Origin of the sequence: Arthrobacter alpinus, from assembly GCF_900105965.1 — a bacterium.
In the GTDB taxonomy this organism is placed as follows: domain Bacteria; phylum Actinomycetota; class Actinomycetes; order Actinomycetales; family Micrococcaceae; genus Specibacter; species Specibacter alpinus.
In genome coordinates, this window is record NZ_FNTV01000001.1 from 766036 (window position 1) to 792452 (window position 26417).

The following is a 26417-nucleotide window of genomic DNA, read 5'->3' on the forward strand; positions in this document are numbered from 1 at the left end:
CACGAGACTAGACCAGCCCCCGCCGTGCCAGCAGCGGCGCCGTGTCGGCATCACGGCCGGCAAAGTCATGGAATGCACGCAGCGGGTCCAGGGCGAACCCGCGGCGCAGCAGCGTCTCACGGAAGTGGTCGCCATTGCTGCGGGTCAAGCCGCCGTGGGCTTTGAACCAGGCCACGGTGTCGGCATCGAGCACCTCGCTCCAAATGTAGGAGTAGTAGCCTGCCGCGTAGCCCCCGGCAAAGATGTGGTTGAAGTAGCCCGTGCGGTAGCGCGGCGGTACGGCGGGGAGATCAATTCCTGCGGCGGCAAGTGCCGCAGCTTCGAAAGCCAGTGGATCTTCCACAGGTGCGCCCGGAGCAAGCTCGTGCCAGGCCAGATCCAGCAGTGTTGCACCGAGGTATTCCGTGGTGGCGAATCCTTGGCCCCACAGTGAAGCGGCCGTGAGCTTTTCCGCGGTACCAACGGGGAGCGGTTCACCCGTTCGGTAGTGCTTTGCATAGTTGGCCAGCACTTCCGGCCACAGGATCCACATCTCGTTCACCTGCGAGGGGTACTCAACAAAGTCTCGGGGGACGTTGGTGCCGGAAAACTTTGGGTAGGTGACAGAGGAGAACAAGCCGTGCAGGGCATGGCCGAACTCGTGGAAGCAGGTCACCACCTCGTCGAAGGTCAGCAGTGTTGGCTCGCCGGCCGGTGGCTTGGGGATATTCAGATTGTTCACCACAACGGCGTCAGCACCCAGAAGATGGGACTGCTCGACGAAGGAGTTCATCCACGCGCCGCCCCGCTTGGTTTCGCGAGTGTAGAAATCGCCCACGAACAAGCCAAGGGTGGAACCGTCGGCATTGGAGATTTCCCAGACCCGAGCGTCCTCATGATAGGCGGCGAGGTCGTGGCGTTCGGCGAATGTTAAACCGTACATTTTCGAGGCGGCATAAAACACGCCGTTCTCCAGGACACTGCCCAACTCAAACCATGGACGCAACGCCGCTAGATCAACACCGTATTCGTCGCGGCGAACCTGCTCGGAGAAATAGGCCCAGTCCCAGGCTTCGATCGCGTGGCCTGCCGTGGCAGCCAGCTTCTCCGCCTCAGCACGGGCATTTCGAACTGCCGCCGCCGTGATGGGGGAGAGCATGGCGTGAACAGCCTCCAGCGATGGAGCTGTTTGAGGTTCGATCGAGCGTTCCGCCTCCGACGCGAAGCCCAGCAGGGACGCCTTCTCGGCCCGAAGAGAGGCCATGGTGGCGGCCAGGCCGAGCACATTGGAATCCCCGGGTGAGCTGCCACGGCTGACCGAGGCCAGGTGCAGCCTGCGGCGCGTCTCGCGATTGCTCAGCACTTCCAGCGCGGGTTGGGCGGTGGGCAGGATGAGCGTCAACAGGTAACCCTCGGCGTAACCGGCTGTACGGGCTGCGGCCGCGGCGGTTGCGAGGTCATCTGCGCCAAGGCCGTCGAGTTCGGCCGGGTCCAAAACATGCACGGCGGCCTCGTTGCCGGCCTGGGTGACCTTGTGTGAAAACTGTGTGCTGAGCGAGGAAAGCTGCCCATTGAGTTCGCGCAATCGAGCTTGGCCGACAGCATCAAGACCCACGCCTGCGCGGGTGAAAGACTTCCGGTATTCGGCGACCAGCCGCGTGGCCTCGGCGTCCAGACCCTGCAATGGGACCGCCAACATCCGCTCATGGAGGGCAGAATTGAGCAGCACGGTGTCAGCATGTTCGGAGAGCAGCGGGGCAAGCTGCGCCTCGAGTGCCAGAATGGCCGGGGTGCCATGGGAGCTGGCGATGTTGAAAAACACATTGGCCACGCGCGTCAGTACGGCTCCGCTGCGCTCCATGGCCAACACGGTGTTCTCAAAGGTGGCTGCCCCTGTCTCCGAGGTGATGGCAGCGATCTCCGCCAGCTGTTGCGCAATACCGGCCTCAAAAGCCGGCAGGTAATGCTCGTCCTTGATCGCGGCGAAATTGGGCAGCTGGCACGGCAGGGTGCTGGCCGCCAAGAACGGGTTGGCTGAAATTTCCTCGGTCATCTTCTGACTCTCTCATGGCTTAACCCAAGTACGACGGCGAAACGAGAGTTTCGCCGTCGTACTTGCGTGTCCGACGCTGGGATTGGCGCCGCCTAGCTTGCGTTTCTGGTGACTACTTCTGTGTGAACACGAGTGACATGGGGGTGGTTTCCGTGGTTTGCCCCTGCGGGTTGTCACGGAAGATGTCCTCGAGAACCGTCTTGGACAACCCGGTGTCATGGCCAAGTGCCACAACGCCCAGATCGTTCGCGTCCATGATGGCAGTGCCGGCGAACGTCGCGGCGTATTCGGCCGGGACGCTGGCGCGGACTAGCGCGCTCAGGCGGGTTGCAACGCCGTCGGGATCAACGGGCGCGTACTTGACCGAGTGCGTGGAGGTACCCACCTGGTAGCCGGCGGCGCCGTCGATCGCGTTGATGTTGTGGCCAACCACTTCATAGAACACACCGGACTTGCCCTGGAGTTTACCGATGACCGAACGAGCGGAGGCATACATGATCTTGGGCAGCCCTACCTCGTCGATGGCAAGCTGCATGGACCAGGGGCTGGCCAAGCCGATGCCGCCCGGGTTGCGGGTGACGAACTTGCTAAAGAATCGTGCAGAGTTGCTGACCTTGATGTCCCATACCGGGATGGACCGGCCCTGGGTCATGGCAACAATCTTTTCCGAAAGGAACAGGTACCACGGGGCATCCGAGGTTGCCGTTGCATGTTCCGCGCCAGCGGCAGGCAGTCCGTCAAAGAAACGCTTGACGTACGTCATGACGGTGGGGTCGAAGTCGGTTTCCTTGTAGAAGACCTCGGTGCGCAGCGGGTAGCGGCGGAACGTTCCGGAGTTGTTGGGCACCGTGATGTCCAGCTGCTTGTCGGCGTTGGGGATGTAGTCGCTCTTGCCCTCGATGCCGGCTTTTACCTCCGGCTCGTCAAAGAACTCGCGCAGCCACAGCTCGGTGTTGATGAGACGCCAGAACACCATGGTGGAACCGGAGGCCTTGCCGCTGAGGTGCTCCTCGAACGCGTAGATGACCGCGTCCTGGTTCCAGTACGGGCGTGAGCCAAAGGAGCTGGAGAGGAAGATCTCGTAGATCTTTTCCTTCATGTGCCCGAACCACTCTGCCTCGGGGGTGGTGAAACCGATCTTGTTGCGGCGGTTGCTAATCATCTCCGGCAGCAGCTCGCGGGTGGCGTCACGCAGGATGCGCTTGTTCCAGCCGCCCTTGATGATGGACTCATCGTCCAGGCTGAACAGGAACTTGACCACTTCCTTGTCCAGGAACGGCACGCGGCCCTCCAGGGAGAAGCGCATGGTGTTCTTGTCTTCGTAGCGCAGCACTGCGGGCAGGGACTTGTGGAACAGGTCGTCAATGAGACGCAGCTTCAAGTTATCCGGGATGTTGGCGAACTTCTCGGACTTGTACTTGGCCGTGAACGTCTTGTTCAGCAGCTGCCCAATGCCAATTTCCTTCTTCAGCGTCAGCTTGGACTGAATGCGGAAGCGGGCCAGGCGGAACAAAATATCCGAGCTGGAGAGCATTTCCTTGGCCAACTTGGAGGTCTGGCCATTCTTCTTGAGCTGGCGCAGGTACGCGAAGTAATACGGGATGTAGCCGGCCATCATCTCGTCGGCACCCTGGCCGTCGAGGAGCACAGTGACGTGCTTGGAGGCCTCACGCATGACCTGGTACTGGGCGTAGGGGCCCGAGGAGATGATGGGCTCCTCCATGGTGCGTACAAAATCTTCGAGGTCTTCGACGAACTCGCCCGGCTGGGGCAGGATCTTGTGGCTGATGACATTGCCCTCGCAACGAGCCAGCACGGCGTCCGCGTAGGCTTCCTCATCATTGATCGAGTTCGGGAAAACAGCCGAGAACGTCTGCTGCTTGGCGCCCAGGGAATCGGTGGCGTCAGCTTTTTCCTGCATGAGCTTGTTGATGGTCGCGACGACAGCGGATGAGTCCAGGCCGCCGGACAGTGCGGTTCCCACGGGAACCTCGGACTGCAAGCGCAGGCGCACGCCTTCTGTGAAACGTTCGCGGTATTCATCGATGACGGCCTGGGAGTACGGGGTCTCCACCTTGGCCAGCTCGGCGAGTTCTTCCTTGAAACGTGTATAGGAGCTGATCGTGACAGTTCCGGCAGGACCGGACTCGCTGTCCACGGTGTTGACCACGAGCTTCTCGCCGGGCATCAACTTCTGCACACCGGCAAAGAAGGTGTTCGGCTCGTCGTCGTGGATGCGGAACTGAAGGTAGCGGTAGAGGATGCGCTCATCCACGCCGCGCTCGATCTTGTTGGCAGCCAGGAGCGGCTTGATTTCCGAACCGAAAAGCAATGTGGGCGCCTCGGTGGTGCCGGCTGTGGCGAAGTACAGCGGCTTGATGCCGAAGTGGTCACGGGCCAAAACGAGGCGGTTGTTCTTGGTGTCGTGGATGGCAAAGCCAAACATGCCATTGAAGCGGTCAAAGGCGGCGTCGCCCCACTCTTCGTAGGACTGCAGCACTACTTCGGTGTCCGATTTGGTGGAGAAGGTACGGCCCAATGCTTCCAGCTCGGCGCGCAGCTCCAGGTAGTTGTAGACCTCGCCGTTATAGACCAAAACAGTCTGGCCATCAGCGCTGTACATGGGCTCCTGGCCGTGGGCCACATCGATGATGGAAAGGCGACGGTGCGCCAGCCCCACGTTGCCCTGCGTGTGGATGCCCTCACCATCGGGGCCCCTGTGTTCTATACACGCATTCATCTGCTGCAACAGGGCTTTATCGTCCCCATAACCGTAGTAACCGGCGATTCCGCACATACTTACTTACCTCATCTTTAGTACGTCAGTCCTGCCGACAATGCTACTTGCTTGAGCGCCCATCATGGCCCACCGTGCCCGGCGCGTAGGGGAACTTCCGCACAGTTTGGCCTGTTGTGCGGCGGGCGAAGCTAGTTATCTGTGTGAGATGGCGCCCATCTATGATGGGGATGTGACTTTTGACTCTACTGAATCGACTTACGCCGGACCTACCGTGGGCATTTTGGCCCTGCAAGGTGACGTCCGGGAACATGCAAAGGCTATTGAGAGGTGTGGAGCGCGTGCCGTTTCTGTGCGCCGCCCGAGTGAACTCGCCGCCGTCGACGGCCTCATCATTCCCGGTGGCGAATCAACCACCATTGACAAGCTCAGCCGCATCTTCGGCATGCGGGAGCCGCTGATGGACGCAATAGCGGCAGGATTGCCTGTCTACGGCAGTTGCGCCGGCATGATCATGTTGGCCAATGACATTGCCGATCCGGCCAAGGATTTGAATGGTGAACCACAGCAGACCCTCGGCGGTCTGGACATCACAGTGCGCCGCAATGCGTTTGGGCGGCAAGTGGATTCCTTTGAAACCGAGCTCGATTTTCAGGGTCTGGCCCCGGCCGGTCAAGCAGAAACGCCTCTGCATGCGGTCTTCATCCGGGCGCCCTGGGTGGAGCGCGTGGGGGAAGGCGTAGAGGTTCTTGCCGCGGTGAAACCGCCCGAAGCCGCGCAAAACGCTAGGATTGATTCAGAAGTTCGTGCAGTTGCAGTTCGCTCGCAGCACCTGCTGGCCACCTCCTTCCATCCGGAAGTGACTGGGGAACGCCGCATTCACGAACTGTTTATTCGGATGATTAGAGGAGACGCGTAACCATGTCAGGCCACTCCAAATGGGCAACTACCAAGCACAAAAAGGCCATTCTTGACAGCCGCCGCGCAAAGTCATTTGCCAAGCTGATCAAGACCATTGAGGTCGCTGCCCGTGGCGGCGGAGCTGACCTTCAAGGCAACCCGGCATTGGAATTGGCCGTCTCGAAGGCGAAGAAGACCTCGGTTCCGGCGGACAACATTGATCGGGCCATCAAGCGTGGAGCAGGCCTGCTTGGCGATGCCGTTGACTACCAAACCATCATGTATGAGGGTTACGGTCCGCAGGGCACCGCCATCTTGATCGAATGCTTGACCGACAACAAGAACCGCGCCGCCTCCGAGGTGCGACTGGCCGTGAGCCGCAACGGCGGCAACATGGGTGATCCCGGTTCAGTTGCCTACATGTTCACTCGCAAGGGTGTTGTGTCATTGCCCAAGAATGGTCTGAGCGAAGATGACGTGCTCATGGCGGTTCTTGAAGCCGGCGCCGAAGAGGTCAAGGATCAGGGCGAGAACTTCGAAATCATTTCCGATCCGCAGGACCTCCCCGCCATCCGCACGGCCCTGAACGATGCCGGCATTGAGTACGAAAGCGATGAGGCTGCCTTTGTGCCGTCCATGCAGGTTGAACTCGATGTTGAAAATGCCCGTAAATTCATGAAGCTCTACGATGCCCTGGAAGATCTTGATGACGTCCAGAACATCTACTCCAGCGCTGACATGAGCGCCGAGGTTCTCGCCGCACTTGACGAGGACTAGGCACTGCGTGTTCTAGGTGTTGACCCGGGCCTGACCCGGTGCGGACTCGGCGTGGTTGACGTCGCGCCCAACCGCACGGCAACCCTTGTGGGGGTTGGTGTGGTGGGCAGTTCGCATGAACTTACCCTTGACGCCCGGCTGCTGGTCATTGCGGAAGCGATTGACCAGTGGCTGGACGCGTTTAAGCCGGAGGTTCTGGCTATTGAACGCGTCTTTGCTCAAACAAACTTGAGCACCGTCATGGGTGTGGCGCAGGTTTCCGGCGTTGTCATGGTCGCGGCCGCCCGGCGCGGAATTCCCGTGGCCATGCACACGCCGTCGGAAGTCAAGGCTGCCGTGACGGGCAATGGCCGGGCGGACAAGGAACTTGTCACGGCCATGGTGACTCGATTGTTGCGTCTGGCCGAGCCGCCCCGTCCGGCCGATGCAGCTGACGCCTTGGCGTTGGCGATTGCCCATGCTTGGCGCAGCGGAAATTCCTTTTCCAAGGATCCGGACGGCCCCACGGCGGCCCAGCGGCTCTGGCGCGAAGCCGAGACAAAGTCGAAGGTCAAGAAGAACAAGGAAAAGCCGGGCCCGAAGTGGAACTAGTTGCTCGTAAGTATGTTCGATACACTTAAGAGTCATTGAGTGGCCCATCAGTCCGGAATTTGTCAGGAGCAGTTGTAATGATCAGTTTTGTCCGTGGCCCCGTAGCCGCCCTTTCCCTTGCCCAGGCTGTCATTGACGTCAATGGTGTGGGGATGCTGGTTCATGCCACACCCAAGACGCTGGGCAACTTGCGGCTGGGGGAGGAGGCCACCCTGACAACAGCCATGATTGTGCGCGAAGATTCCATGACGCTCTTTGGCTTTGCCGATGATTCGGAGCGTGAAGTTTTTGACATCCTTCTCACAGTCAGCGGAATCGGACCCCGGCTGGCCCTGGCCATCTTGTCAGTGCTGGAACCGGAAAGTATCCGCGTTGGTGTTGACAGCGGTGATGGGAAGATCTTCACCAAGGTTCCCGGCGTTGGTCCCAAAGTGGCCGGGCGGATCGTGCTGGAACTCAAGGGCAAACTCAAGCCCACAGGTGTTGTGACCGCTGCCGCCCCTGCCACCGCCGATGCGATGGAGTGGAAGGATCAGGTCGTAGCAGCCATGACCAGCCTGGGGTGGAACGAACGTGATGCCCTGAAGGCCATCGATGCCGCCGTGAGCGCCGAACCTGAACTGGCAGAAGGTGGAAATGTGGCAGCCGTGCTGCGCGCCACCCTCCGTGGGCTCGGCCAGGACAACTCCCGTGCCAAGGCCGGGCGCTAAGTCATGCCCGGATTGGATGATTCAATTCCGCTCTTGCCAGGTCAGATCAGCATCGCCGGTGACGTTGCGTCGCGTTCCGGGGCCGCAGAGATTGTTGCCCCCATCGCTGAGCCCGAAGAACGTGAGCTCGAGGCCGCGCTGCGTCCTAAAAACCTTGATGACTTTGTTGGCCAGGAGCGTGTTCGCAAACAGCTCGCACTGGTGCTCGCGGCATCGAAGATTCGTGGCCGCAGTGCCGACCACGTACTCATGTCAGGTCCTCCCGGCCTGGGCAAGACCACGCTGGCCATGATTGTTGCCGCGGAAATGAACGCTCCCTTGCGCATTAGCTCTGGCCCCGCCATTCAGCACGCCGGAGACCTCGCCGCCATTCTGTCCTCCCTGACCGAGGGGGAGGTGCTGTTTCTGGACGAAATTCACCGCATGTCTCGGCCGGCCGAGGAAATGCTGTATATGGCCATGGAAGATTTCCGCGTTGACATTATTGTTGGCAAGGGTGCCGGGGCTACCGCCATCCCCTTGGAATTGCCCTCGTTCACCCTGGTCGGGGCAACCACCAGGGCCGGTCTGCTCCCCGGGCCACTTCGGGACCGCTTTGGCTTTACCGGGCACCTTGAATTTTATTCGGTGGCCGAGCTGGAACTGGTGCTGCGCCGTTCGGCTGGCATGCTGGACCTGAAACTCACGAGTGCCGGATTCTCAGAAATTGCCGGACGTTCACGGGGCACACCCCGAATTGCCAACAGGTTGTTGCGGCGCGTTCGCGACTGGGCGCTGGTGCATGGCATCGAAACCATCGACGTCGGCTCCGCCTCAGCGGCCCTGGACATGTACGAGGTCGACGCCAAGGGACTGGACCGCCTGGACCGCTCCGTCCTGGAGGCGCTGGTCAATAAGTTCAACGGCGGCCCCGTGGGACTTTCAACCTTGGCTATCGCGGTGGGGGAGGAAACCGAAACCGTAGAAACGGTTGCTGAACCTTTCCTTGTTAGGGAGGGGATGTTGGGACGGACCCCCAGGGGACGCATTGCCCTGCCTGCCGCCTGGGAACACCTCGGCATAAAGATGCCAGGCAATGCAGTGGCCGCGGCGATGCTGCCTATCGACGAGGACCTCTAGCGAGGAAAAGGAAGCACATTTCTGCCCTCCTGTGGGTCTATCTGTGTATTTATGGGCGGTTGTGGGCGGGTTCCCACCCTCTCCCCAGCTTTACCCTCTAGACTGGTATGACGTCCGGCACGTTTGCTCCGTGTCAGGCTCCACTTTCTCCTCAACGAATGGATTTTCCGCTGTGTTCTCCAGCAGTATCTTGGCCGCAGACCCCGCCGCACAGGCCGGTCTTTTGAGCCCCATGAACCTTGTCTTGTTCGCCATGTTTGCACTCCTGATCTTCATGATGGTCCGCAAGCAGAAGAAGACCAAGGCCGCAGCAGAGGAGCAGCGTTCAAAATTGGCTCCCGGCGTGGAGATGATGACCAACTTTGGCCTGTTCGGCAAGGTCATCTCCATCGACGAGGATGAAAACAAGATTCTCCTGGAGATCTCTCCCGGAACCACCGCCACGGTTCACCGCCAAACAGTGGCAAAGATTATTGCTCCCGTTGAAGCCGAAACCGTTGTACCCGACGATGCTTCCTCGCTGACCTTGGGCAAGCTTGGGGAAACCGGGGAAACCGCCGAGGAATCCATCGAGCGCCTGAAGAACGAAAACAACAAAGACAACTAGCCTTATCCGGGTTGGCCGCTGCTGTGCCTTGGTATCTTCCAAGGCCCGGCAGCATTGCCATGTTCTCACTGCCCGTGACCAATAGAAGGATCCCTTGATGGCACGAACCGGTCCGACGTCCACAGCTCGCAGAACTCTTCTGTGGCTTGCGGCGATCATCATTGCATGCACCTTGGCGGTAGGCGGTGGCGTCCTCTCCGGCGCTGCCACGTGGGCACCAAAACTTGGCCTCGATCTCGAGGGCGGCACGCAGATGATTCTGGCGCCGAAGGTTGAGGGCACTGGCAACATCACTTCCGAGCAGCTCGATCAGGCTGTCTCAATCATCCGCCAGCGAGTTGATGGTTCAGGTGTTTCCGAAGCCCAGATCGCCACCGAAGGTGGCCGCAACGTGGTTGTCAGCATGCCTGGCAAGCCCACCGACGAAGAGCGCGACCTCATCAAGGCTTCGGCCAACATGAGCTTCCGCCCCGTCATTGCAACCTCCGGAACACCGGCTGGTGCCGTTGCCGAAGCTGACCGCACGGCCGAGGCCGACCTGCCCAAGCCCACTGCGGCTCCGGTGGATGCCAGCGATACCAACTGGGTTGATGCCGCACTTTTCAAAGAGTACGAGGCCACCAGTTGCATCGCCCCGCTCACTGACCGCCCCACCACCTCGGATGCCACGAAGCCCATTGTGAGCTGTGAGCCAGAAACCGGTGTCAAATACATCCTCGGGCCGGTGGAAATCCCCGGAAAGTGGATCAAGGACGCGAGCTATGGTCTGGCCGCCGGCGCCAATGGTGCCACGACCAACCAGTGGTCGGTCAACCTGACCCTGACAAAGCCCGAGGGTGCTGAGGCTTTCAAGGCTGTCACACAGCGCATGAACGCCAAGTACCTGGTCAACCCGAATGACCCGCAGGCACGGTTCGCCATCGTCCTGGACGACAGCGTCATCTCTGCTCCCTCATCCATGGCCGTCATCACGGACGGCCAGTCCTCCATCACCGGTCAGTTCACCGAGGCCGGCGCCAAGTCCCTCTCGGACAAGCTGAAGTTTGGTTCCCTGCCCATTAGCTTTGAAATTCAGAGCGAAGTCCAGATTTCTGCCACCCTTGGTTTGCAGCAACTGGAAATGGGTCTGATGGCCGGACTGATCGGCCTGCTGCTGGTCGTCATCTACTCGCTGTTCCAGTACAGGGCACTTGGCTTCGTCACGATCATCTCGCTGGTTATTGCCGGTGTGCTGACTTACCTGGCAATTATCTTGCTGGGCTGGGCCGAAAACTACCGCCTCTCCCTGGCCGGTGTGGCAGGTATCATCGTGGCCATCGGCCAGACCGCAGACTCCTTCATTGTGTACTTTGAACGAGTCAGGGATGAATTGCGAGACGGCAGGGGCCTGGTGGCCGCTGTCGAGAACGGCTGGGGACGTGCCAAGCGCACCATCCTGGCCTCCAAGGCCGTGAACATTCTCGCCTCCCTGGTGCTCTACTTTGTCTCCGTGGGTAGCGTCAAGGGCTTCGCCTTCACCTTGGGTCTGACGGCCGTTGCTGACCTTATTGTTGTCTTCATGTTCACGCACCCCACCCTGCAGCTCTTGGCCAGGACAAAGTTCTTTGGCGAGGGGCACGCGTTCTCCGGGCTGGATCCCAAGCAACTTGGCGCCATTCCGTTGTACCGCGGTGCCGGACGCCTGCGCACACCCGCGCAGACACTTGAGGTTGCCAAGGGCAAGAACGCACGTGCCGCAGGTGAAGCCGAGCGTCGCCAGACAATCGCCGAACGGCGTCTGGCAGCGAAGGAAAGCCAAATGGTGGGCAGCAACGCCGCGGGGGCTGCAAAGCCAGAGTCCAGTGACGACTCCAAGGAGAATAAATAATGAAGAGTTTCGCCACTTTCGGCAATGAACTGTACACCGGGGAACGGTCCTACGAGTTTATTGCAAAACGCAAAATCTGGTTTGGCATCGCGGGCGTTCTGATGGTTCTCTCCATCCTGATCCCTCTCCTTGGCGGCGGGTTCAACTTTGGTATTGACTTCCGGGGCGGCTCGCAGTTCACCATTTCCGAGGTTGCGCACACCGATGCTGCCATTGGTGAAAAGGCTGTCTCCGAGGCAGCTCCGGGAACGGCCGCCGTCGTCACCAACGTTGCCGGGAAGACCATGCAGGTCCAGACGGACAGGCTCAGCGACGATGACACCCTGAAGGTCAAGGATGCGCTGAAGGAAGCCTACGGCGTGAGTGAGGACCACATCACCTCGACCTTCGTTGGCCCCAGCTGGGGCCAGGACGTTTCGCGTCAGGCCGTCATAGGCTTTTTCGTGTTCGTTCTGTTGGCAACAATCCTGATGGCGTTCTACTTCCGGACGTGGCGTATGTCCATCGCCGCCGTGGTGGGTCTTCTAGTTGTCATGGTGGTGACAGCGGGCGTCTACGGTGCCTCCAACTTTGAGGTCACGCCGTCGGCCATTATCGGATTCCTGACCATCTTGAGTTACTCCCTGTATGACACGGTGGTGGTCTTCGACAAGATTCGAGAGAACACGGCAGATATCACCAAGTCCACCCGGCGCACCTTTGCCGAAGAGGTCAACCTGGCCGTGAACCAGACTCTGGTGCGTTCAATCAACACCATGATGGTGGCGGTGCTTCCGGTGGGCTCGATCCTGTTCATTGGTGCCCTGTTGCTCGGTGCAGGCACCTTGCGTGACTTGTCCTTGGCCTTGTTCATCGGCATTATCGTCAGCACCTTCTCCACGATCTTCGTTGCCGCCCCACTGTATTCCTGGCTGCGCGAACGTGAGCCGGAACTTGCAAAACAGGCGAAGAAAGTGCAGCAGCTCCGCGCCTCACAGGCTGCGGTTGCAAAGGTCGACGCCGTCTAGGCAGTCAGTGCCAACCTCGCCTGAGTGCGTGGGAAGCCGGGTTCGAAAGCAAAGCTTTCGAACCCGGCTTTCTTTTGGTCAAAATTGGCCGCTTCGCACCTTAGACTTGATTAATCCCCGCAGCGGGGGAGCACGGTGTGCAAATGCGTGAGGGAGGCAATGCGTTGAATGGTGAATCACCCTCGCATGAGATTTTGACTCAGAACAATGGCACGCCAACGTCCGGTGCTGGTGCACCGCGCCCGGTCGAGCCACGCCCCACATTTCCTGGGCGTCGGGAGCGGACTCGGTCGAGGTTGGCGCGGTTGACGGGCTGGTCCACGGAAAGCTATTCGCCCATCCTGGAACCCCTGTTGCGCATAGTCCGCGCCAGAAACCCAAAAGAAGATTTCGAGCTAATTCAGCGCGCTTTTTCTGTTGCGGAAAAATACCACGAGGGCCAAAAACGCAAGAGCGGTGATCCCTACATCACGCACCCGGTTGCTGTGGCAACCATTCTGGCCGAAATGGGCATGACCGGCAGCACCTTGGCGGCCGCGCTGCTCCATGACACGGTGGAGGACACCTCTTATACGCTGGCTGAGCTGGAACGTGATTTTGGTTCCGAGATCAAGGTCCTCGTTGATGGTGTAACCAAGCTGGACAAGGTGGAGTTCGGCGACGCCGCCCAGGCCGAAACCGTGCGAAAAATGGTCATCGCGATGGCGAAGGACATCCGTGTCCTGGTCATCAAACTGGCCGACCGTTTGCACAACGCCCGGACGTGGCGTTTTGTCTCGGCAGCTTCCTCTGGCAAGAAGGCCAGGGAAACCCTGGATATCTTTGCCCCGCTAGCCCACCGCCTTGGTATGAACGCCGTCAAATGGGAGCTCGAGGAGCTCTCCTTCGCCGCACTGTATCCGAAGGTTTATGAAGAGATCGTCCGGATGGTCCAGGACCGATCCCCGGAACGAGAAAAGCAATTAAGCCTCATCCGGCGCGAAATCGTCGAGGTCATGCGCGTCTCCAAGCTCAAGGCAGATGTCACCGGCAGGCCCAAGCACTACTACTCCATCTACCAAAAGATGGTGGTCCGCAACAAAGACTTCGACGACATCAACGATCTTCTGGGTGTTCGCGTCATTGTGGACACCGTGGGCGACTGTTATGCCGCGCTCGGGCAAATCCATGCACTGTGGAGCCCCTTGGTGGGCCGGTTCAAGGACTACATCGCCCTGCCCAAGTTCAACATGTACCAGTCACTGCACACCACGGTTGTTGGCCCCGGCGGCAAGCTCGTGGAGATCCAGATCCGGACCCTGGAAATGCATCAGCGGGCCGAGTACGGTGTTGCCGCGCACTGGAAGTACAAATCAGGCAACAAGGCGCCCGTCAGTGTCCAAGAGGACATGAACTGGTTGCGTTCCTTGTTGGATTGGCAGCAGGAAACCAGTGACTCCAACGAGTTTCTGGAATCATTGCGCTATGAAATGAACTCCAAGGAAGTGTATGTCTACACTCCCAAGGGCAAAATCATCGCACTCCCGGAGGGTGCTACACCGGTGGACTTTGCCTACTCCGTGCACACGGAGGTAGGCAACCGGACCATTGGCGCCCGCGTCAATGGCAAGCTTGTGCCGTTGAATAGTGAGCTCTCGCATGGCGACACTGTGGAGGTGTTCACCAACAAGGCGGAGGGCGCCGGCCCCAGCCAGGACTGGCAAAACTTTGTCAAGAGTGCCCGGGCCCGGAACAAGATCCGTCAGTGGTTCACCAAGGAACGCCGTGACGAGTCCATTGAAAAGGGCAAGGATCAGCTGACCAAGGCCATGCGGAAGGCCAATCTGCCCCTGCAAAAGATGTTGACTCATGATGGCTTGCTTGCCGTCACCGAACATTTTCACTATGTAGATATTGCCGGCCTTTACGCGGCCGTGGGGGATGGGCACACCTCCGCCCAGTCCGTCGTCGAACGTTTGCGCGACATGCTTGGCGTCAGCGACTTCGTCGAAGATGCTCCGGCACCTCCGATCAGCCACCAGTCAACCGCCCGCTCACGAATCTCGGAATCCGGCGTCATCGTCCATGGCATGGGCGATGTCTTGGTCAAGTTGGCCAGATGTTGCACACCGGTCCCACCCGATCCCATCGCCGGATTCGTCACAAAGGGCTCCGGGATCTCGGTGCACCGGCAGGACTGCCCCAACCTGTTGCACATGAAAAAAGAACCCGACAGGCTCGTCGATGTGGAATGGGCACCTACCCAGTCCGGCGTATTCCTTGTGGAAATTCAGGTTGAAGCCCTGGACCGCAAGAGCCTGCTGGCTGATGTGACCCGGGTGCTGGCCGAGAGCCATGTCAATATTCTTGCCGCGGGGGTCAGCACCACGCGTGACCGTGTTGCGATGTCCAAGTTTGCATTTGAGATGGGTGACCCTCAATACCTGGACCACGTGCTTAATTCGGTACGCCGCATTGACGGGGTATTCGACGTCTATCGCGCAACGGGAACCCAACGCCGGGCCTAGCCCGGCCAGTGGCGTCAGCCAATGAGCTCCTCCAGCAGTGCCTGCCCCCGCTTCTTGCCGGGTACATGCGTCGCCAAGCCCAGTGCCTGACGGATGCGCCCCAACGGGCACTGCAAGGACGGTAGGGCGCCCATGCGCACCACAACGTCCCTGGCAAGGCCGTAGGGCGCCGTACGGGCAACATCCATGGCTGTCCGCAGGGGACTCGTGACGAGGGCTTGGCCAATGTGGTGGATGTCAGTTGTGGCCAGATGCACCTGCCGCAGGGTACAACCGCTAAACGGTGGCAGGCTGGCGCTCTTACCGGTGTGGTTTTGCGCCAGCGAGATCACCTCCGGCGGGGGAGCACAGCCGTAAACCCACGCCGCTGACAGCTGACTCAGGGCCGCCCGCCGAACCAGGGAGGCCGGTATTTGGTGCGTCAGCGCCGCAGCTCGCAACTCCGGGGATTCCGCAACGCCAACAGGGCGGAAGGCGTCGGCAAAGATCGGCCAGAGGACGCCGTCGAGCTTCATGGCGTGCAGTTCGGCCAGGCTCAGAAGCATGCCCGGGACCAAGAAGGAATCCGTGCCGGAGGCGGATAAATCAGTCATGATCCAAGCCTGCACCCTGACAGGGGCAAGCAAAAGGCCTCTGTGCCGGATTGTGGACAACCCGGCACAGAGGCCTCACTCAATCGTTTTGCTGCGACTACGAGAAGTCGGCTGCTGCCTTCTGGATCTGCTCCAGCCACAGCTCGCGGGCCGCGAGGGCTTCCTCAGCCTTGGCGACCTTGCGGGCGTCTCCGGCCTTCTGAGCCTTCTCGAGGTCTTCCTTCAGGCCTGCAATGGTGGCTTCGAGCTGGCTCAGGGCGCTGCTGGTGCGGGCCTTGGCCTCGGGATCGCTGCGGCGCCAGTTGTCCTCGTCAGCTGAACGAACTGCGTCCTCAACCTTGCGGAGTCCGGCCTCAACACGCTGCATGTCGTTGCGGGGAACCTTGCCGGCTTCCTCCCAGCGATCGCGAATGTTCTGCAACGTCTTCTTCGTGGCGTTCAGGTCCTTGATGGGAAGCAGAGCTTCGGCTTCAGCAATCAGGGCCTCCTTGACAATCAGGTTGGCCCCAAATTCCTCATCGAGGGCATTGTTGGCTTCCTGGCGTGCCGCGAAGAACTTGTCCTGGGCTCCGCGGAAGCGGGCCCACAATGCGTCATCATCCTTGCGGCTGGCGCGTGGGGACGCCTTCCACTGATCCATGAGGCGGCGGTACTCGCCAGCCGCAAAGCCCCAGTCGGTGGAAGCAGCCAAAGCCTCGGCAGCCTCGATCAAGGACTCCTTGGCCGTCTTGGCAGCGGCGTTGTTGTTATCCAGCTGAGAGAAGTACGCGCGGCGGTGACGATCGAAGACCGTGCGGGCGCTGCGGAATCGCTTCCAGAGGCCTTCCTCGGTGGCGCGGCCCAGGCGCATGCCTGACTTCTGGGCCAGTTTCCAGGCCTCGAAGAGCTCGTTCATGCGGGCGCTGCTGACTTTCCACTGAATCGCGGTGGGATCTTCGGCAGCAATGCCTTCGGCCTCGGCAACGATGGCTTCACGGGATGCCAGCTCCACGGCGCGAGCAGCATCGTGCGATGCGCGCTCTGCCAGGCCCAAGGCCTTGATGCTGTCCTCGAGCGCAGTCAGACGAGCCAGCGCGGCGTTGACGTCGCCAACGCTGGTCCGCTCACCCAACTGCTCGCGCAGGTGAGTCACGGTCTTGTTCATATCCGTGGTGGGAGCCTTGGCCTCAACACGCTGCTCCAGCAAGGCCACCTGGGCGATGATGTCATCAAACTTGCGGACAAAGTACGTCAGCGCTTCTTCCTTGCTGGCGCCCGGGTACTGGCCCACAGGGAATTCTTCGCCATCAAGGAGCAGGAAGACATGCCCGTCATCCTCTGCACGGCCAAACTTGGCGGCCTCGGCAAGGTCTACCGCCGGGGCAACAGCGGCCGGCGCAACAGGAGATGGGGTCGCGGCCGCTGCAGGAGCCTTGGGGCGGGCCGCGAAGGCGGCCGGCGACGGCGAGCGTGCCGGGGTGGGAGCGGGCGCTTCGGCCGCCGTGGTCGAGTCAACCTCTACAGCAGTAGCCTGCTCGGGGGTTGATTCCTGCTCTGTGGCAGAGGCAAGTGTTTCGTCGGATTCTTGACTGTGTGTCACCGCTAAAAGTCTTTCGCTTGATGGATGCTGACGGGTGCTGCAAAGCGGTATGGCCGGGACCGCGTGATTCATTTTCGTAGGTGGTCACAAGGATGCGCCACATGAATTGGCCTGTAATAACTACTTGAGCTGGAACGAGTCTATCGTCACCTTGGTCGACGGTGCACCGTCGGTGGCGCCATCTGCGATCCCTGCCTTGGCAATGTCGGTGACAACGTCCAGCCCGCTAGTGACCTTTCCAACAATCGTGTAGCCGCCGGTGTCCTGTGGCAGAACGGTGTCCTTGAAGGCGATAAAGAACTGTGTTCCATTGGAATAGGTGGTGTTGGCGCGGGCTACCGCGATGGTGCCCGCAGGGTATTTACCATCGGCCGGCGTGTTTTCCACGGGACCCCACTGGTATTTGGGATCGCCCTGGCCGTCGCCCGTGAGCGAGCCGCACTGGAGAACACCAAAGTCGGTGGAGTCAGCCAAACGGTGGCACGTCTTGCCCGTCATGAAGTTCGAATCGGCAAGCGACTTGAATACGGCTGCGGCTTGGGGTGCGGCCGTGCCGTCGAGACTTACGCCCAGCGGCTTGCCGTTGAGCGAGAGTGTTCCCGTGAAGGTCTTACCCGCTGCCGTTTCGGCCAGGGGAACCTCGGGGCTGTTGGTTTGTGCCGCCGCCGTGGCAGGAGCCGACGCTGAGGACGTGCTGTCGGCACTATCCCTGGCCGAGAAAACAGTGAGTGCCAAGACAACGGCAACCGCCAGCGCGACGACCATGGCAATCAGGGCCAAGAGATTATCGCGCTTGCGACGGCGCAGCTGCTGGGTATGTAGCGCCTGATTGGCTTCCATGCGTGCCACGCGGGCCTTGGCTTCGCGGCTGGACTTATTGCTCGTGACCAACTGTGCCTCTTCTTCAATGTGAGCGGTATGTTCGCCACGCACAGCCGAGGCTGAACGTGCGGGTTAGGGGTGGGCCGCCAAACCTTATAAAATGGCTGCCGGTGTCAGTTTACCCACGGATATGCCGCCCAGCGGCGTATATGAGCGCTCACATCGCAACACACGAATACCCGCCCCGCCGCTTCCTTGGACATAAGTCCCGGATTCGGTGCATGTTAGGAGAGCAACACCCATGGCACGCAACGCCTCCTTGTCAGGTTTCCCCGAATGGCTACCCGAGGAGCGGTTGGTGGAACAGCACGTACTTGACACGCTGCGACGCACCTTCGAGCTGCACGGGTTTAGCTCCATTGAAACCCGAGCGGTGGAAACGGTGGGACAGCTGCTGCGCAAGGGCGAAATTGACAAGGAAGTCTATGGTCTTTCGCGCCTGCAGGACGACGACGGAAATGCTGCCGCCGCTAAGGACGATCCCAATGCGCTGGCCCTCCACTTCGACCTGACGGTGCCCTTTGCCCGCTACGTCGTGGAGAACGCCGGCTACCTTTCATTCCCCTTCCGCCGCTACCAGATCCAAAAGGTGTGGCGTGGCGAGCGTCCGCAGGAAGGGCGCGCCCGCGAGTTCACCCAGGCGGACATCGATGTGGTCGCCGACGGCGTACTGCCCTTCCGCTATGACGTGGAACTTGCGCTCGTCATCGCCGAGGCGCTCTCCGCCCTTCCGATCCCTGCCTTTAAGCTCCGGATTAACAACCGCAAACTAGCCGAGGGTTTCTATCGCGGCATTGGCCTCACCGACACCGCAGGCGTGTTGCGCAGCATTGACAAGCTGGAGAAGATCGGGGCCGAAAGGGTCGCCGAATTGCTCAAGAACGAGCTCGGCGCAACGGACGAGCAGGCGGCCAAAGCATTGGCGCTGGCCTCCATCCGCACAGAAGACACCTCATTCGTGGAAGCTGTACGCGCGCTTGGTGTGACCGATGAGCTCATGGAAGAAGGCCTGAACGAACTGGAACAGGTCATTGCCGCCGCGGTCAAGAGTGCCCCCGGTTCAGTTGTGGCCGACCTCTCCATTGCCCGTGGCCTTGATTACTACACGGGCACCGTCTACGAGACGGTCCTCGTAGGCCACGAGCAGCTCGGTTCCATCTGCTCCGGCGGTCGCTACGACGCGCTGGCTTCCAAGGGCAACCGCAAGTTCCCCGGCGTGGGCCTGTCCATCGGCGTGACCCGCCTCGTGGCACGCATCCTGAGCCAGGAATTCGCCAAGGCTTCCCGCAGTGTTCCCACGGCCGTCCTGGTCACCCTGGCTGACGAGAACAGCTGGTCCGAGGCACAAGAAGTGGCCACCGCCCTGCGTGCCCGCGGCATCTCCACCGAAGTTGCCGCCAAGGCTGACAAGTTCGGCAAGCAGATCAAGTACGCCGACAAACGCGGCATCCCTTACGTCTGGTTCACGGATGAAGACGGCACCCACCAGGTCAAGGACATCCGCAGCGGCTATCAAGTCGCAGCTGACCCGACCACCTGGATGCCCCCGGCCGAGGACCTGGTCCCGCAAATCACCCTGGCGTAACGCTCGGGCCGTTGCCGTTGCCGTTGCCGTTGCCGTGGTTGCGTTGGGGACAGGCCCGCCATTTTCCCGGCGACTATCCCCCGAGCGCTCCCACTGCTCGCAAGCTCGCAGCGGGTCCCTCGCGCCCGTGGGCCCAGACACCACGGCCGTGGGCGGCCTTTGGCGTCTCCTGCCCCTGGCACGTAGGTCACCGGGAGAGGCGGGCCTGATGTGCGTGTTGATCAAGTGGAGCAGCCAGCCACAGGGGTAGGTGAGGTGCGCACGGGCGGGGAATCTTACTGCCCGCGAGAGTGTCGCGGATTCCGCCGGACCCGGCCGCGGCTCCAGCGGCTCGACCAGCGGCGGATTGATTCACGGTAAACTTCTAGACAAACCCTTATTTTGCGACCCGGATAGGGCCGTTCATTTCCATTGAAAGGAATGCTGTGCTGCGCACACATGACCTAGGCTCCCTGCGGGCTGAACATATTGGCCAAACCGTCACTCTCTCGGGGTGGGTTGCCCGCCGTCGAGATCATGGTGGAGTGGCCTTCCTGGACCTGCGTGACGCATCGGGCGTGGCACAGATTGTTGTTCGTGAGGAAGAAGTCTTCCACGCACTGCGCAACGAGTTTGTCTTGCAGATCACCGGTACGGTGTCACTCCGTCCCGAGGGTAACGAAAACTCGGCACTCGCCACGGGTGAGATCGAGGTCATGGCCGAAGACGTCGTCGTTCTGAACGAGGCCGCTCCGTTGCCGTTCCAGGTTGACGAGCACGTTGAGGTGGGCGAGGAAGCACGCCTGAAGCACCGCTACCTCGACCTGCGCCGCCCCAGCATGCAGCGCAACATGCGCCTGCGTTCCGAGGCGAACCGTGTGGCCCGCAACCTCTTGCACGATCAGGGTTACATCGAAATTGAAACCCCCACATTGACCCGCTCCACCCCTGAGGGTGCCCGCGACTTCGTGGTTCCGGCACGCCTGGCTCCCGGATCCTGGTACGCGTTGCCGCAGTCCCCGCAGCTGTTCAAGCAGCTCCTGCAGGTGGGTGGCTTCGAGAAGTACTACCAGATCGCCCGGTGCTACCGTGACGAGGATTTCCGTGCGGATCGCCAGCCGGAGTTCACGCAGCTGGACATCGAGGCAAGCTTCGTTGACCAGGATGACATCATCGCCCTGGGCGAGAAGATCGTCTCCGAGCTGTGGAAGCTGATCGACGTCGAAATCCCGATGCCCATCCAGCGCATGACTTACCGCGATGCCATGGCCCGCTTCGGATCCGACAAGCCGGACCTGCGGTTCGGCCTGGAATTGACCGAGATGACGGAGTTCTTCAAGGACACCGAATTCGGCGTCTTCAAGGCTCCCTACGTTGGTGCTGTTGTCATGCCCGGTGGTGCGTCACAGCCCCGCCGCCAGCTCGACGCCTGGCAGGAATGGGCCAAGCAGCGTGGAGCCAAGGGGCTCGCGTACGTTTTGGTCAAGGACGAAGGTGAGCTCACGGGCCCCGTTGCCAAGAACCTGACGGACACCGAGCGTGCCGGCCTGGCCGACGCCGTTGGCGCCAAGCCCGGCGACTGCATCTTCTTCGCCGCCGGTGAAGTTTCCACTTCACGCGCCCTGCTGGGTGCCGCTCGCGTTGAAATCGGTCACCGCACCGGCCTGATCGACCCGAAGGATTGGGCCTTCGTGTGGGTTGTTGACGCACCCATGTTCGAACCCACCAGCGTTGCTGTTGGTTCCGGCGACGTGGCCCTGGGGCACAGCGCCTGGACGGCCGTGCACCACGCGTTCACCTCTCCCAAGCCCGAGTTCATGGACAACTTCGACACAGATCCGGGCGAGGCCTTGGCTTACGCCTACGACATTGTCTGCAACGGTAACGAAATCGGTGGCGGTTCCATCCGCATCCACCGCCGCGACATCCAGGAGCGCGTATTCGGCGTCATGGGCATCTCCGAGGCCGAGGCCGACGAGAAGTTCGGATTCCTGCTTGACGGTTTCAAGTTCGGCGCCCCGCCGCATGGCGGCATCGCCATTGGCTGGGACCGTGCCGTGTCCCTGCTGGCCGGTGTTGACTCCATCCGCGACGTCATCGCCTTCCCGAAGTCCGGCGGCGGCTACGACCCGATGACCGAGGCTCCCGCCCCGATCACGGCGCAGCAACGCAAGGAAGCCGGTGTTGACTTCAAGCCGGAAGTCAAGCCTGAGGCTGGCGAGAAGTAGCACCTGCTCCACATGCAAATGCCGGTCTCCCGATACGGGGAGGCCGGCATTTTTGTGCCGCGTGTGCAGCTGATGCGAGTTTCGGTGTCGGAGGTTGCATCAACTGCGCACTTACCAGGGCTGGGTCTTGCCTTGCGGGGTGATCGAGCCGAGCGCGCCGTCAGCGCGGCCCGGCTACGATGAAACGTGTGAAGGATTTTGACGCGCAAGACTGTACCGTGGACGCACTTGAAGTGTTGATGAATGAGGCCTGGCCTGCTCCGGAGACGATGGAGCGCGATGGGTGGGTGCTCAGATCGGCCAGCTCCGTGACCCAGAGGGCCAACTCGGTGTGGCCTCGGCAGGCACCGACTGATCTTGACGTGGCACTTCGAGACATCGTGCGCTGGTACGCCATGCGCCGCCAGCCCGTCATCTTCCAAATCACGCAGCGTCCGGAAAATAGCGCTTTGGAACAGCAGCTTGATCTTCAGGGATACTCCCGGCAGTCGGAGACGCTGATCATGACCGCCGGTGGCAACGTCGATGAGGCCCCTCCCACGCCGGCCGGCATTGCACTGACGTTCAGTGATGCGCCGTCGGAGGCGTGGATCCAGATGTGGTGGCGCATCGACGGCAGGGGAGGGGCTGCCGAACGCGAGGTGGCCCGGGGGATCCTCACGGGTGTCCCCTCGCTTTACGCGTCGGCCGTGAATGACGACGGCATGGTGGTGGGAACTGGGCGGGTAACACTGGTCAACGGGTGGGCCGGGATCTACTGCATGAGTGTTCATCCGGACTTTCGCAGGCGGGGCATTGCAGCGTCCATTCTTCGCCAGCTCCTTGACGCGGCCCGCGATCGGGGTTCCGTCCAGGCGTGGTTGCTGGTGACTGCCGCGAATGCCGGCGCCCAAGCACTCTATGAACGGGGTGGATTTAGGGAAGTTGGCAGGTATCACTACCGCCAGGCACCACGGCGCCGCGCGCCCATGGCCTGCTGACCGGCCACTGCTGCTGTCCAGCCAACCGCTCACCCCTGGCCTTCTTCGTCACTTCCCCGCGGGCAGACTTTCGTCCTCCCGCACATCCCTCCCGCACACCAAAGCAGGGGAACATACGCCAGAGGTTTCGAGAGACTTCTCAAAAGAGGCACTCGCCCCATTTTGCGAGTGTCTACGAGACTCGAAGGCTTCCTTGACCCAGGAAACGGGCAGGCGTATCCTGCGGTTAGTCGTCGTTCCAAGGGGTGTGCTCGCCAGCTTCGCCTTCCGGGCTCGACGGAAAGCGCATATTCGAGAATCACGCCGATAACTGCGTGCCAAGAAGCACGCGGCACAGGCGCATCCGGTCTCCGCCGCGGGAGCAGGCCCGTCTGGCTCGCCTCCTGCCCGTAGTGGCTGCATCATGAATGTCCCGCACGGCCGGGAGGGTGGCTGTGCCAAGTCCCTGATCATGAAGGCGTGGTCAGGGGAATGGGAGCCACCATGGACAACAACAGATTTCAGGCCCTGCAGGAAAAAGTGCGCGGCCAGGTCATCACCTCCGACCACCCCCTCTACGACGCCTCACGGGCCGTCTATAACGGCATGATTGACAAACATCCGGCAGCCATATTGCGTGTTTCGCAAGTCGCGGACGTCATCGCGGGAGTCAACTTTGCGCGGGATGAGGGCTTGGACCTTGCACTGAGAGGTGGTGGGCACAGTGCACCCGGATTCGGGACGTGTGACGGAGGCCTTGTGCTTGACTTCGGAGACCGCAGGGGCGTCCGGGTAGATCCCGCTGCCGTAACGGCCAGGGCCGAGGCAGGCACCACCTGGGCCGACTTCAACCACGCAACAAACGCCTTTGGGCTCGCAACAACCGGCGGAATCATCGGATCCACGGGTGTTGCTGGGCTGACACTCGGCGGCGGCATCGGCTACCTCGCCCGTAAGTACGGCCTGTCCTGTGACAACCTCAAATCTGCGGATGTGGTTACTGCAGAGGGGAAGTTCCTCACAGCCAGCGCAACCGAGAATGACGACCTCTTCTGGGCGTTACGTGGAGGCACAGGAAACTTCGGCGTCGTCACGTCCCTGGAATTCGACCTGCATCCCGTCGACGTCGTCTACGGCGGTGTAGTCATCTATCTGCTCGAGCACGCAGAGGCCGTTGCACAACTGTTCCGGGACTACATTGCCACGGCGCCCGAAGACATGGGCATATTCCTCGGGTACCACCAGGGCCCGCCTGTCCCCTTCCTGCCGGAGGAGCACCACGGCAAGCCCGTGGTGGTGGTGGTGGGTGGCTGGACCGGTCCCCACGATGAAGGCGAGCGGCAGTGGCAGAAATTCCTTGACGTCGCCCCAGTTGCTGGGTCGTTTCTGGGCCCGCTCCCGTATCCGATGCTCAACACCCTGTTCGACCCGCTTTTGCCGAAAGGCCTCCAAGCATATTGGAAGGCGGAGTTCCTCCCAGAGCTAAGTGACGAAGTGATCGGCGTTGCCCAGAAATTCGGAGCAGGCGTGCCCAGCCCCCAAACCGCCAATCATTTCTATCCCATTAATGGCGCAGCCCAACGCGTAGGAGAGGATGAGACTGCCTTTCCCTACCGGGACGTCAACTTCTCGGTTGCCATCGCCGGAATGTGGGAATCCCCGGCGGACAACGACGCCAACTGCAAGTGGGTCAGAGACTACTACCAGGCCCTGCATCCCCACGGGGCTGGCGCGGGCTACATTAATTTCCTCGACGCCGACGACCAGTCCCGCATCGAGGACAACTACGGGGACAACTACGCCCGGTTGGCCAAGATCAAGGCGAAGTACGATCCCGGCAACCTGTTCCATATCAACCAGAACATCAAACCGATGGCCTGAAACGCGGAAAAGTATTCACTAGGCTTGATACTTCTCCCGTGGCTGGCGGCATTCGGCGGCTACGTGTCGGTCACACCGCCAGTGGCAGGCGCTCTTTCAACGGTCGGAAAACCAATTGAAATCCGTCATCAAGCTCAACACGACGGACCTCGATCTGGTATACAGCTTCGATGTTCTCCTTGGTCAGGACCTCTGACGGTGTACCTTCGGCAACTACACGCCCTTGGTGAAGCAACAAAAGGCGATCGCAGTACGTCGCAGCAAGATTTAGATCGTGGAGGATCACGGCCACTGCGTGGTTGCTGCTGCGGGTAAGATCGCGCACCAGTTCCAGCACCTCGTGCTGGTAGCGCACGTCGAGGTGGTTGGTGGGCTCATCCAGGAGCAGATGCGTGGTTTGTTGCGCCAAGGCCCGGGCAATGAGCACCCTTTGCCGTTCCCCGCCGGAGAGTTCATTGAAGCTTTGGCCAGCCAAGGCCAGCATGCCAACGCGCTCGAGGGCCGCAGCGGCGATCTTCTCGTCGACGTCGGTAACACGGCTGAACACTCCCTGGTGGGGAGTGCGGCCCAACAAGACCATGTCCGAGACCAACAGTGGCTGATCTCCAGGATTTTCCTGCACCACCACGGACAGGGTGCGTGCAATTTCCCTGGCACTGAGCCGGTGCAATTCGGAATGGTCCAGGGACACGCTGCCCGCATTTGGCGTCAACGAACCGTAAAGCGTGCGCAGGAGCGTGGTCTTCCCGCTCCCATTGGGGCCCACCAGCCCCAGGACCTCGCCATGACTGGCCCGCAGATCGACGTCGCTAAGGACTTCCCGGGAGCCAAAGGCAAAAGAAATCCCCGAACCGGAGATCACTGCCAGAACCGTTCAATGATGTGCTCCAAGCCATCGATTGCCAGCGGGGAGCCCGGTTCAGTGAAATTGAACAGCTGTGTCATCACGTCATTCTTGGCAATGGCCGTGATTGACTCGGCGCCCTTCATTGAGGTGATGGCGTGGGAAATCTCATCCGGGTTGTCAGCCGTGTGGAGAAGGATCAGCACATCGGGGTTCCGCCCAATTAGTTCCTCCCGGCCAATCTCGAAGACCCTCTGGTCAACATCGGCGAAAACGTTGGTGAACCCGGCGGCCTCCAATTGGGGGTGTGCCATTGACTTGGTGCCGTAGGCGTACGTGGCACCGCCCCCAAGGGTGGGATAGAGCACGGCAGCGGTACGTTTTTCTGCAGCGGCACTTGGCCTGGAGATTCTCTTCACACGTTCCTCGAGTGCCAGCGCAGCACTCGCCCCACGGTCCGAAATCCCGAAGGCCCGCGCGTAAGTCTTCATCTGCTCACCAATGTCCTGAAACGTTGGATTGTCCGGGGGCTGTGGGCAGAAGGAGGGCTCCTCCAGCAAAGGAATGCCGGAGGCGGCAAGGGTTTCCCGATTCAATCCTTGGGCCGTGCCCAACACCATGTCGGGCCTCTGGGCCATGATGACTTCTTGAGAGATCTGCAGGTGGCCCGAGGTGTCCAACTTGTCCGTCAGCAAGGGAATCCGGTCAAGTTCCTGCTGAGTCGGGGCATCAAAATACGTGGTGGGGTAGCTGCCGGCCCGAGCCACCACTTTGTCCATGACGCCCAATGAGTGCAGGTAACTGACAGGTGAGCTTTCCAGCAGCACCACCCGTTCGGGCGCCTTTTCAAGGGTGACAGCCGTGCCGCAATTCATGATGGTCAGGGGGAAGTCAGTGGATGTCAGTGCATTGTTGTTGGCTCCGGCTGGGCTCCCGCAGGCGGTCAGCATGAGTGAGAGCATGGTTGCCGCGGCAAGCGGCATTACACGGGGTTTCATCAGGTACTCCAAATTAGTGGTTCAGTGGTGGCTGT

At 60.8% G+C, this 26417-nt stretch carries 20 protein-coding genes; 13 read left to right on the forward strand and 7 right to left on the reverse strand.

The genetic code is table 11. The features are described from left to right. Positions 1–7: 7 nt before the first annotated feature. The gene (locus BLV41_RS03505) at positions 8–2032 is read right to left on the reverse strand and encodes a M3 family metallopeptidase (RefSeq protein WP_074710521.1); all 2025 of its coding nucleotides are present in this window, start codon (positions 2030–2032) and stop codon (positions 8–10) included. A 112-nt stretch (positions 2033–2144) separates the two neighbouring features. Then, complete coding sequence (asnB, locus tag BLV41_RS03510; RefSeq protein ID WP_074710523.1) at positions 2145–4829, reverse strand: asparagine synthase (glutamine-hydrolyzing); 2685 nt, start codon at positions 4827–4829, stop codon at positions 2145–2147. A gap of 148 nt (positions 4830–4977) precedes the next feature. On the opposite strand from asnB, the gene pdxT reads away from it, so the two are divergent. From pdxT to BLV41_RS03555, 9 genes are all read left to right on the forward strand, one after another. Next, entirely contained in the window at positions 4978–5688 is a 711-nt protein-coding gene (gene pdxT / locus BLV41_RS03515) for a pyridoxal 5'-phosphate synthase glutaminase subunit PdxT (RefSeq protein WP_074710525.1), read from the forward strand. Positions 5689–5690: 2 nt separating this feature from the next. Then, entirely contained in the window at positions 5691–6446 is a 756-nt protein-coding gene (locus tag BLV41_RS03520) for a YebC/PmpR family DNA-binding transcriptional regulator (RefSeq protein WP_074710527.1), read from the forward strand. A 3-nt stretch (positions 6447–6449) separates the two neighbouring features. Beyond that, positions 6450–7037, forward strand: coding sequence for a crossover junction endodeoxyribonuclease RuvC (ruvC, locus tag BLV41_RS03525; protein ID WP_044575498.1), 588 nt, complete (start codon positions 6450–6452; stop codon positions 7035–7037). A 77-nt stretch (positions 7038–7114) separates the two neighbouring features. Next, the gene (ruvA, locus tag BLV41_RS03530; protein ID WP_074710529.1) at positions 7115–7747 is read left to right on the forward strand and encodes a Holliday junction branch migration protein RuvA; all 633 of its coding nucleotides are present in this window, start codon (positions 7115–7117) and stop codon (positions 7745–7747) included. 3 nt (positions 7748–7750) lie between these two features. Further along, the gene (gene ruvB, locus BLV41_RS03535; RefSeq protein ID WP_083360582.1) at positions 7751–8866 is read left to right on the forward strand and encodes a Holliday junction branch migration DNA helicase RuvB; all 1116 of its coding nucleotides are present in this window, start codon (positions 7751–7753) and stop codon (positions 8864–8866) included. A 130-nt stretch (positions 8867–8996) separates the two neighbouring features. Next, a complete protein-coding gene (gene yajC, locus BLV41_RS03540) occupies positions 8997–9473 on the forward strand; it encodes a preprotein translocase subunit YajC (protein WP_342028165.1) in 477 nt (158 codons plus the stop codon). A gap of 97 nt (positions 9474–9570) precedes the next feature. Further along, positions 9571–11340 carry a protein translocase subunit SecD gene (secD, locus tag BLV41_RS03545; RefSeq protein WP_074710531.1) on the forward strand — a complete coding sequence of 590 codons (1770 nt, stop codon included), beginning with the start codon at positions 9571–9573 and terminating at the stop codon, positions 11338–11340. Further along, positions 11340–12347, forward strand: coding sequence for a protein translocase subunit SecF (secF, locus tag BLV41_RS03550; protein ID WP_074710533.1), 1008 nt, complete (start codon positions 11340–11342; stop codon positions 12345–12347). The genes secD and secF overlap by 1 nt, the downstream gene beginning before the upstream one ends. A 143-nt stretch (positions 12348–12490) precedes the next feature. After that, a complete protein-coding gene (locus BLV41_RS03555; RefSeq protein WP_083360583.1) occupies positions 12491–14854 on the forward strand; it encodes a RelA/SpoT family protein in 2364 nt (787 codons plus the stop codon). Positions 14855–14868: 14 nt separating this feature from the next. Here the strand turns inward: BLV41_RS03555 and BLV41_RS03560 are convergent, their stop codons facing one another. From BLV41_RS03560 to BLV41_RS03570, 3 genes are all read right to left on the reverse strand, one after another. Beyond that, positions 14869–15447, reverse strand: a complete 579-nt coding sequence (locus tag BLV41_RS03560) for a hypothetical protein (RefSeq protein WP_074710535.1) — start codon at positions 15445–15447, stop codon at positions 14869–14871. A gap of 97 nt (positions 15448–15544) precedes the next feature. Then, a complete protein-coding gene (locus BLV41_RS03565) occupies positions 15545–17026 on the reverse strand; it encodes a DUF349 domain-containing protein (protein WP_074710537.1) in 1482 nt (493 codons plus the stop codon). Between the two features lie 120 nt (positions 17027–17146). After that, the gene (locus tag BLV41_RS03570) at positions 17147–17917 is read right to left on the reverse strand and encodes a peptidylprolyl isomerase (protein WP_139244421.1); all 771 of its coding nucleotides are present in this window, start codon (positions 17915–17917) and stop codon (positions 17147–17149) included. Positions 17918–18149: 232 nt separating this feature from the next. On the opposite strand from BLV41_RS03570, the gene hisS reads away from it, so the two are divergent. The 4 genes from hisS to BLV41_RS03590 all read left to right on the forward strand — a co-directional run bounded on the left by hisS (position 18150) and on the right by BLV41_RS03590 (position 24540). Beyond that, the gene (gene hisS, locus BLV41_RS03575; RefSeq protein ID WP_074710539.1) at positions 18150–19493 is read left to right on the forward strand and encodes a histidine--tRNA ligase; all 1344 of its coding nucleotides are present in this window, start codon (positions 18150–18152) and stop codon (positions 19491–19493) included. 425 nt (positions 19494–19918) lie between these two features. Next, on the forward strand, positions 19919–21700 hold the full coding sequence (gene aspS, locus BLV41_RS03580; protein ID WP_074710541.1) for an aspartate--tRNA ligase: 1782 nt from the start codon (positions 19919–19921) through the stop codon (positions 21698–21700). A 218-nt stretch (positions 21701–21918) separates the two neighbouring features. Further along, on the forward strand, positions 21919–22680 hold the full coding sequence (locus BLV41_RS03585) for a GNAT family N-acetyltransferase (RefSeq protein WP_244516725.1): 762 nt from the start codon (positions 21919–21921) through the stop codon (positions 22678–22680). 483 nt (positions 22681–23163) lie between these two features. Then, positions 23164–24540 (forward strand): FAD-binding oxidoreductase, encoded by a 1377-nt coding sequence (locus BLV41_RS03590; RefSeq protein ID WP_083360906.1) that lies wholly within the window; start codon positions 23164–23166, stop codon positions 24538–24540. Positions 24541–24610: 70 nt separating this feature from the next. Here the strand turns inward: BLV41_RS03590 and BLV41_RS03595 are convergent, their stop codons facing one another. Further along, complete coding sequence (locus BLV41_RS03595) at positions 24611–25402, reverse strand: heme ABC transporter ATP-binding protein (RefSeq protein ID WP_074710547.1); 792 nt, start codon at positions 25400–25402, stop codon at positions 24611–24613. Next, entirely contained in the window at positions 25399–26382 is a 984-nt protein-coding gene (locus BLV41_RS03600; RefSeq protein WP_074710549.1) for an ABC transporter substrate-binding protein, read from the reverse strand. Before BLV41_RS03600 ends, BLV41_RS03595 begins: the two co-directional genes overlap by 4 nt. Positions 26383–26417 lie beyond the last annotated feature (35 nt).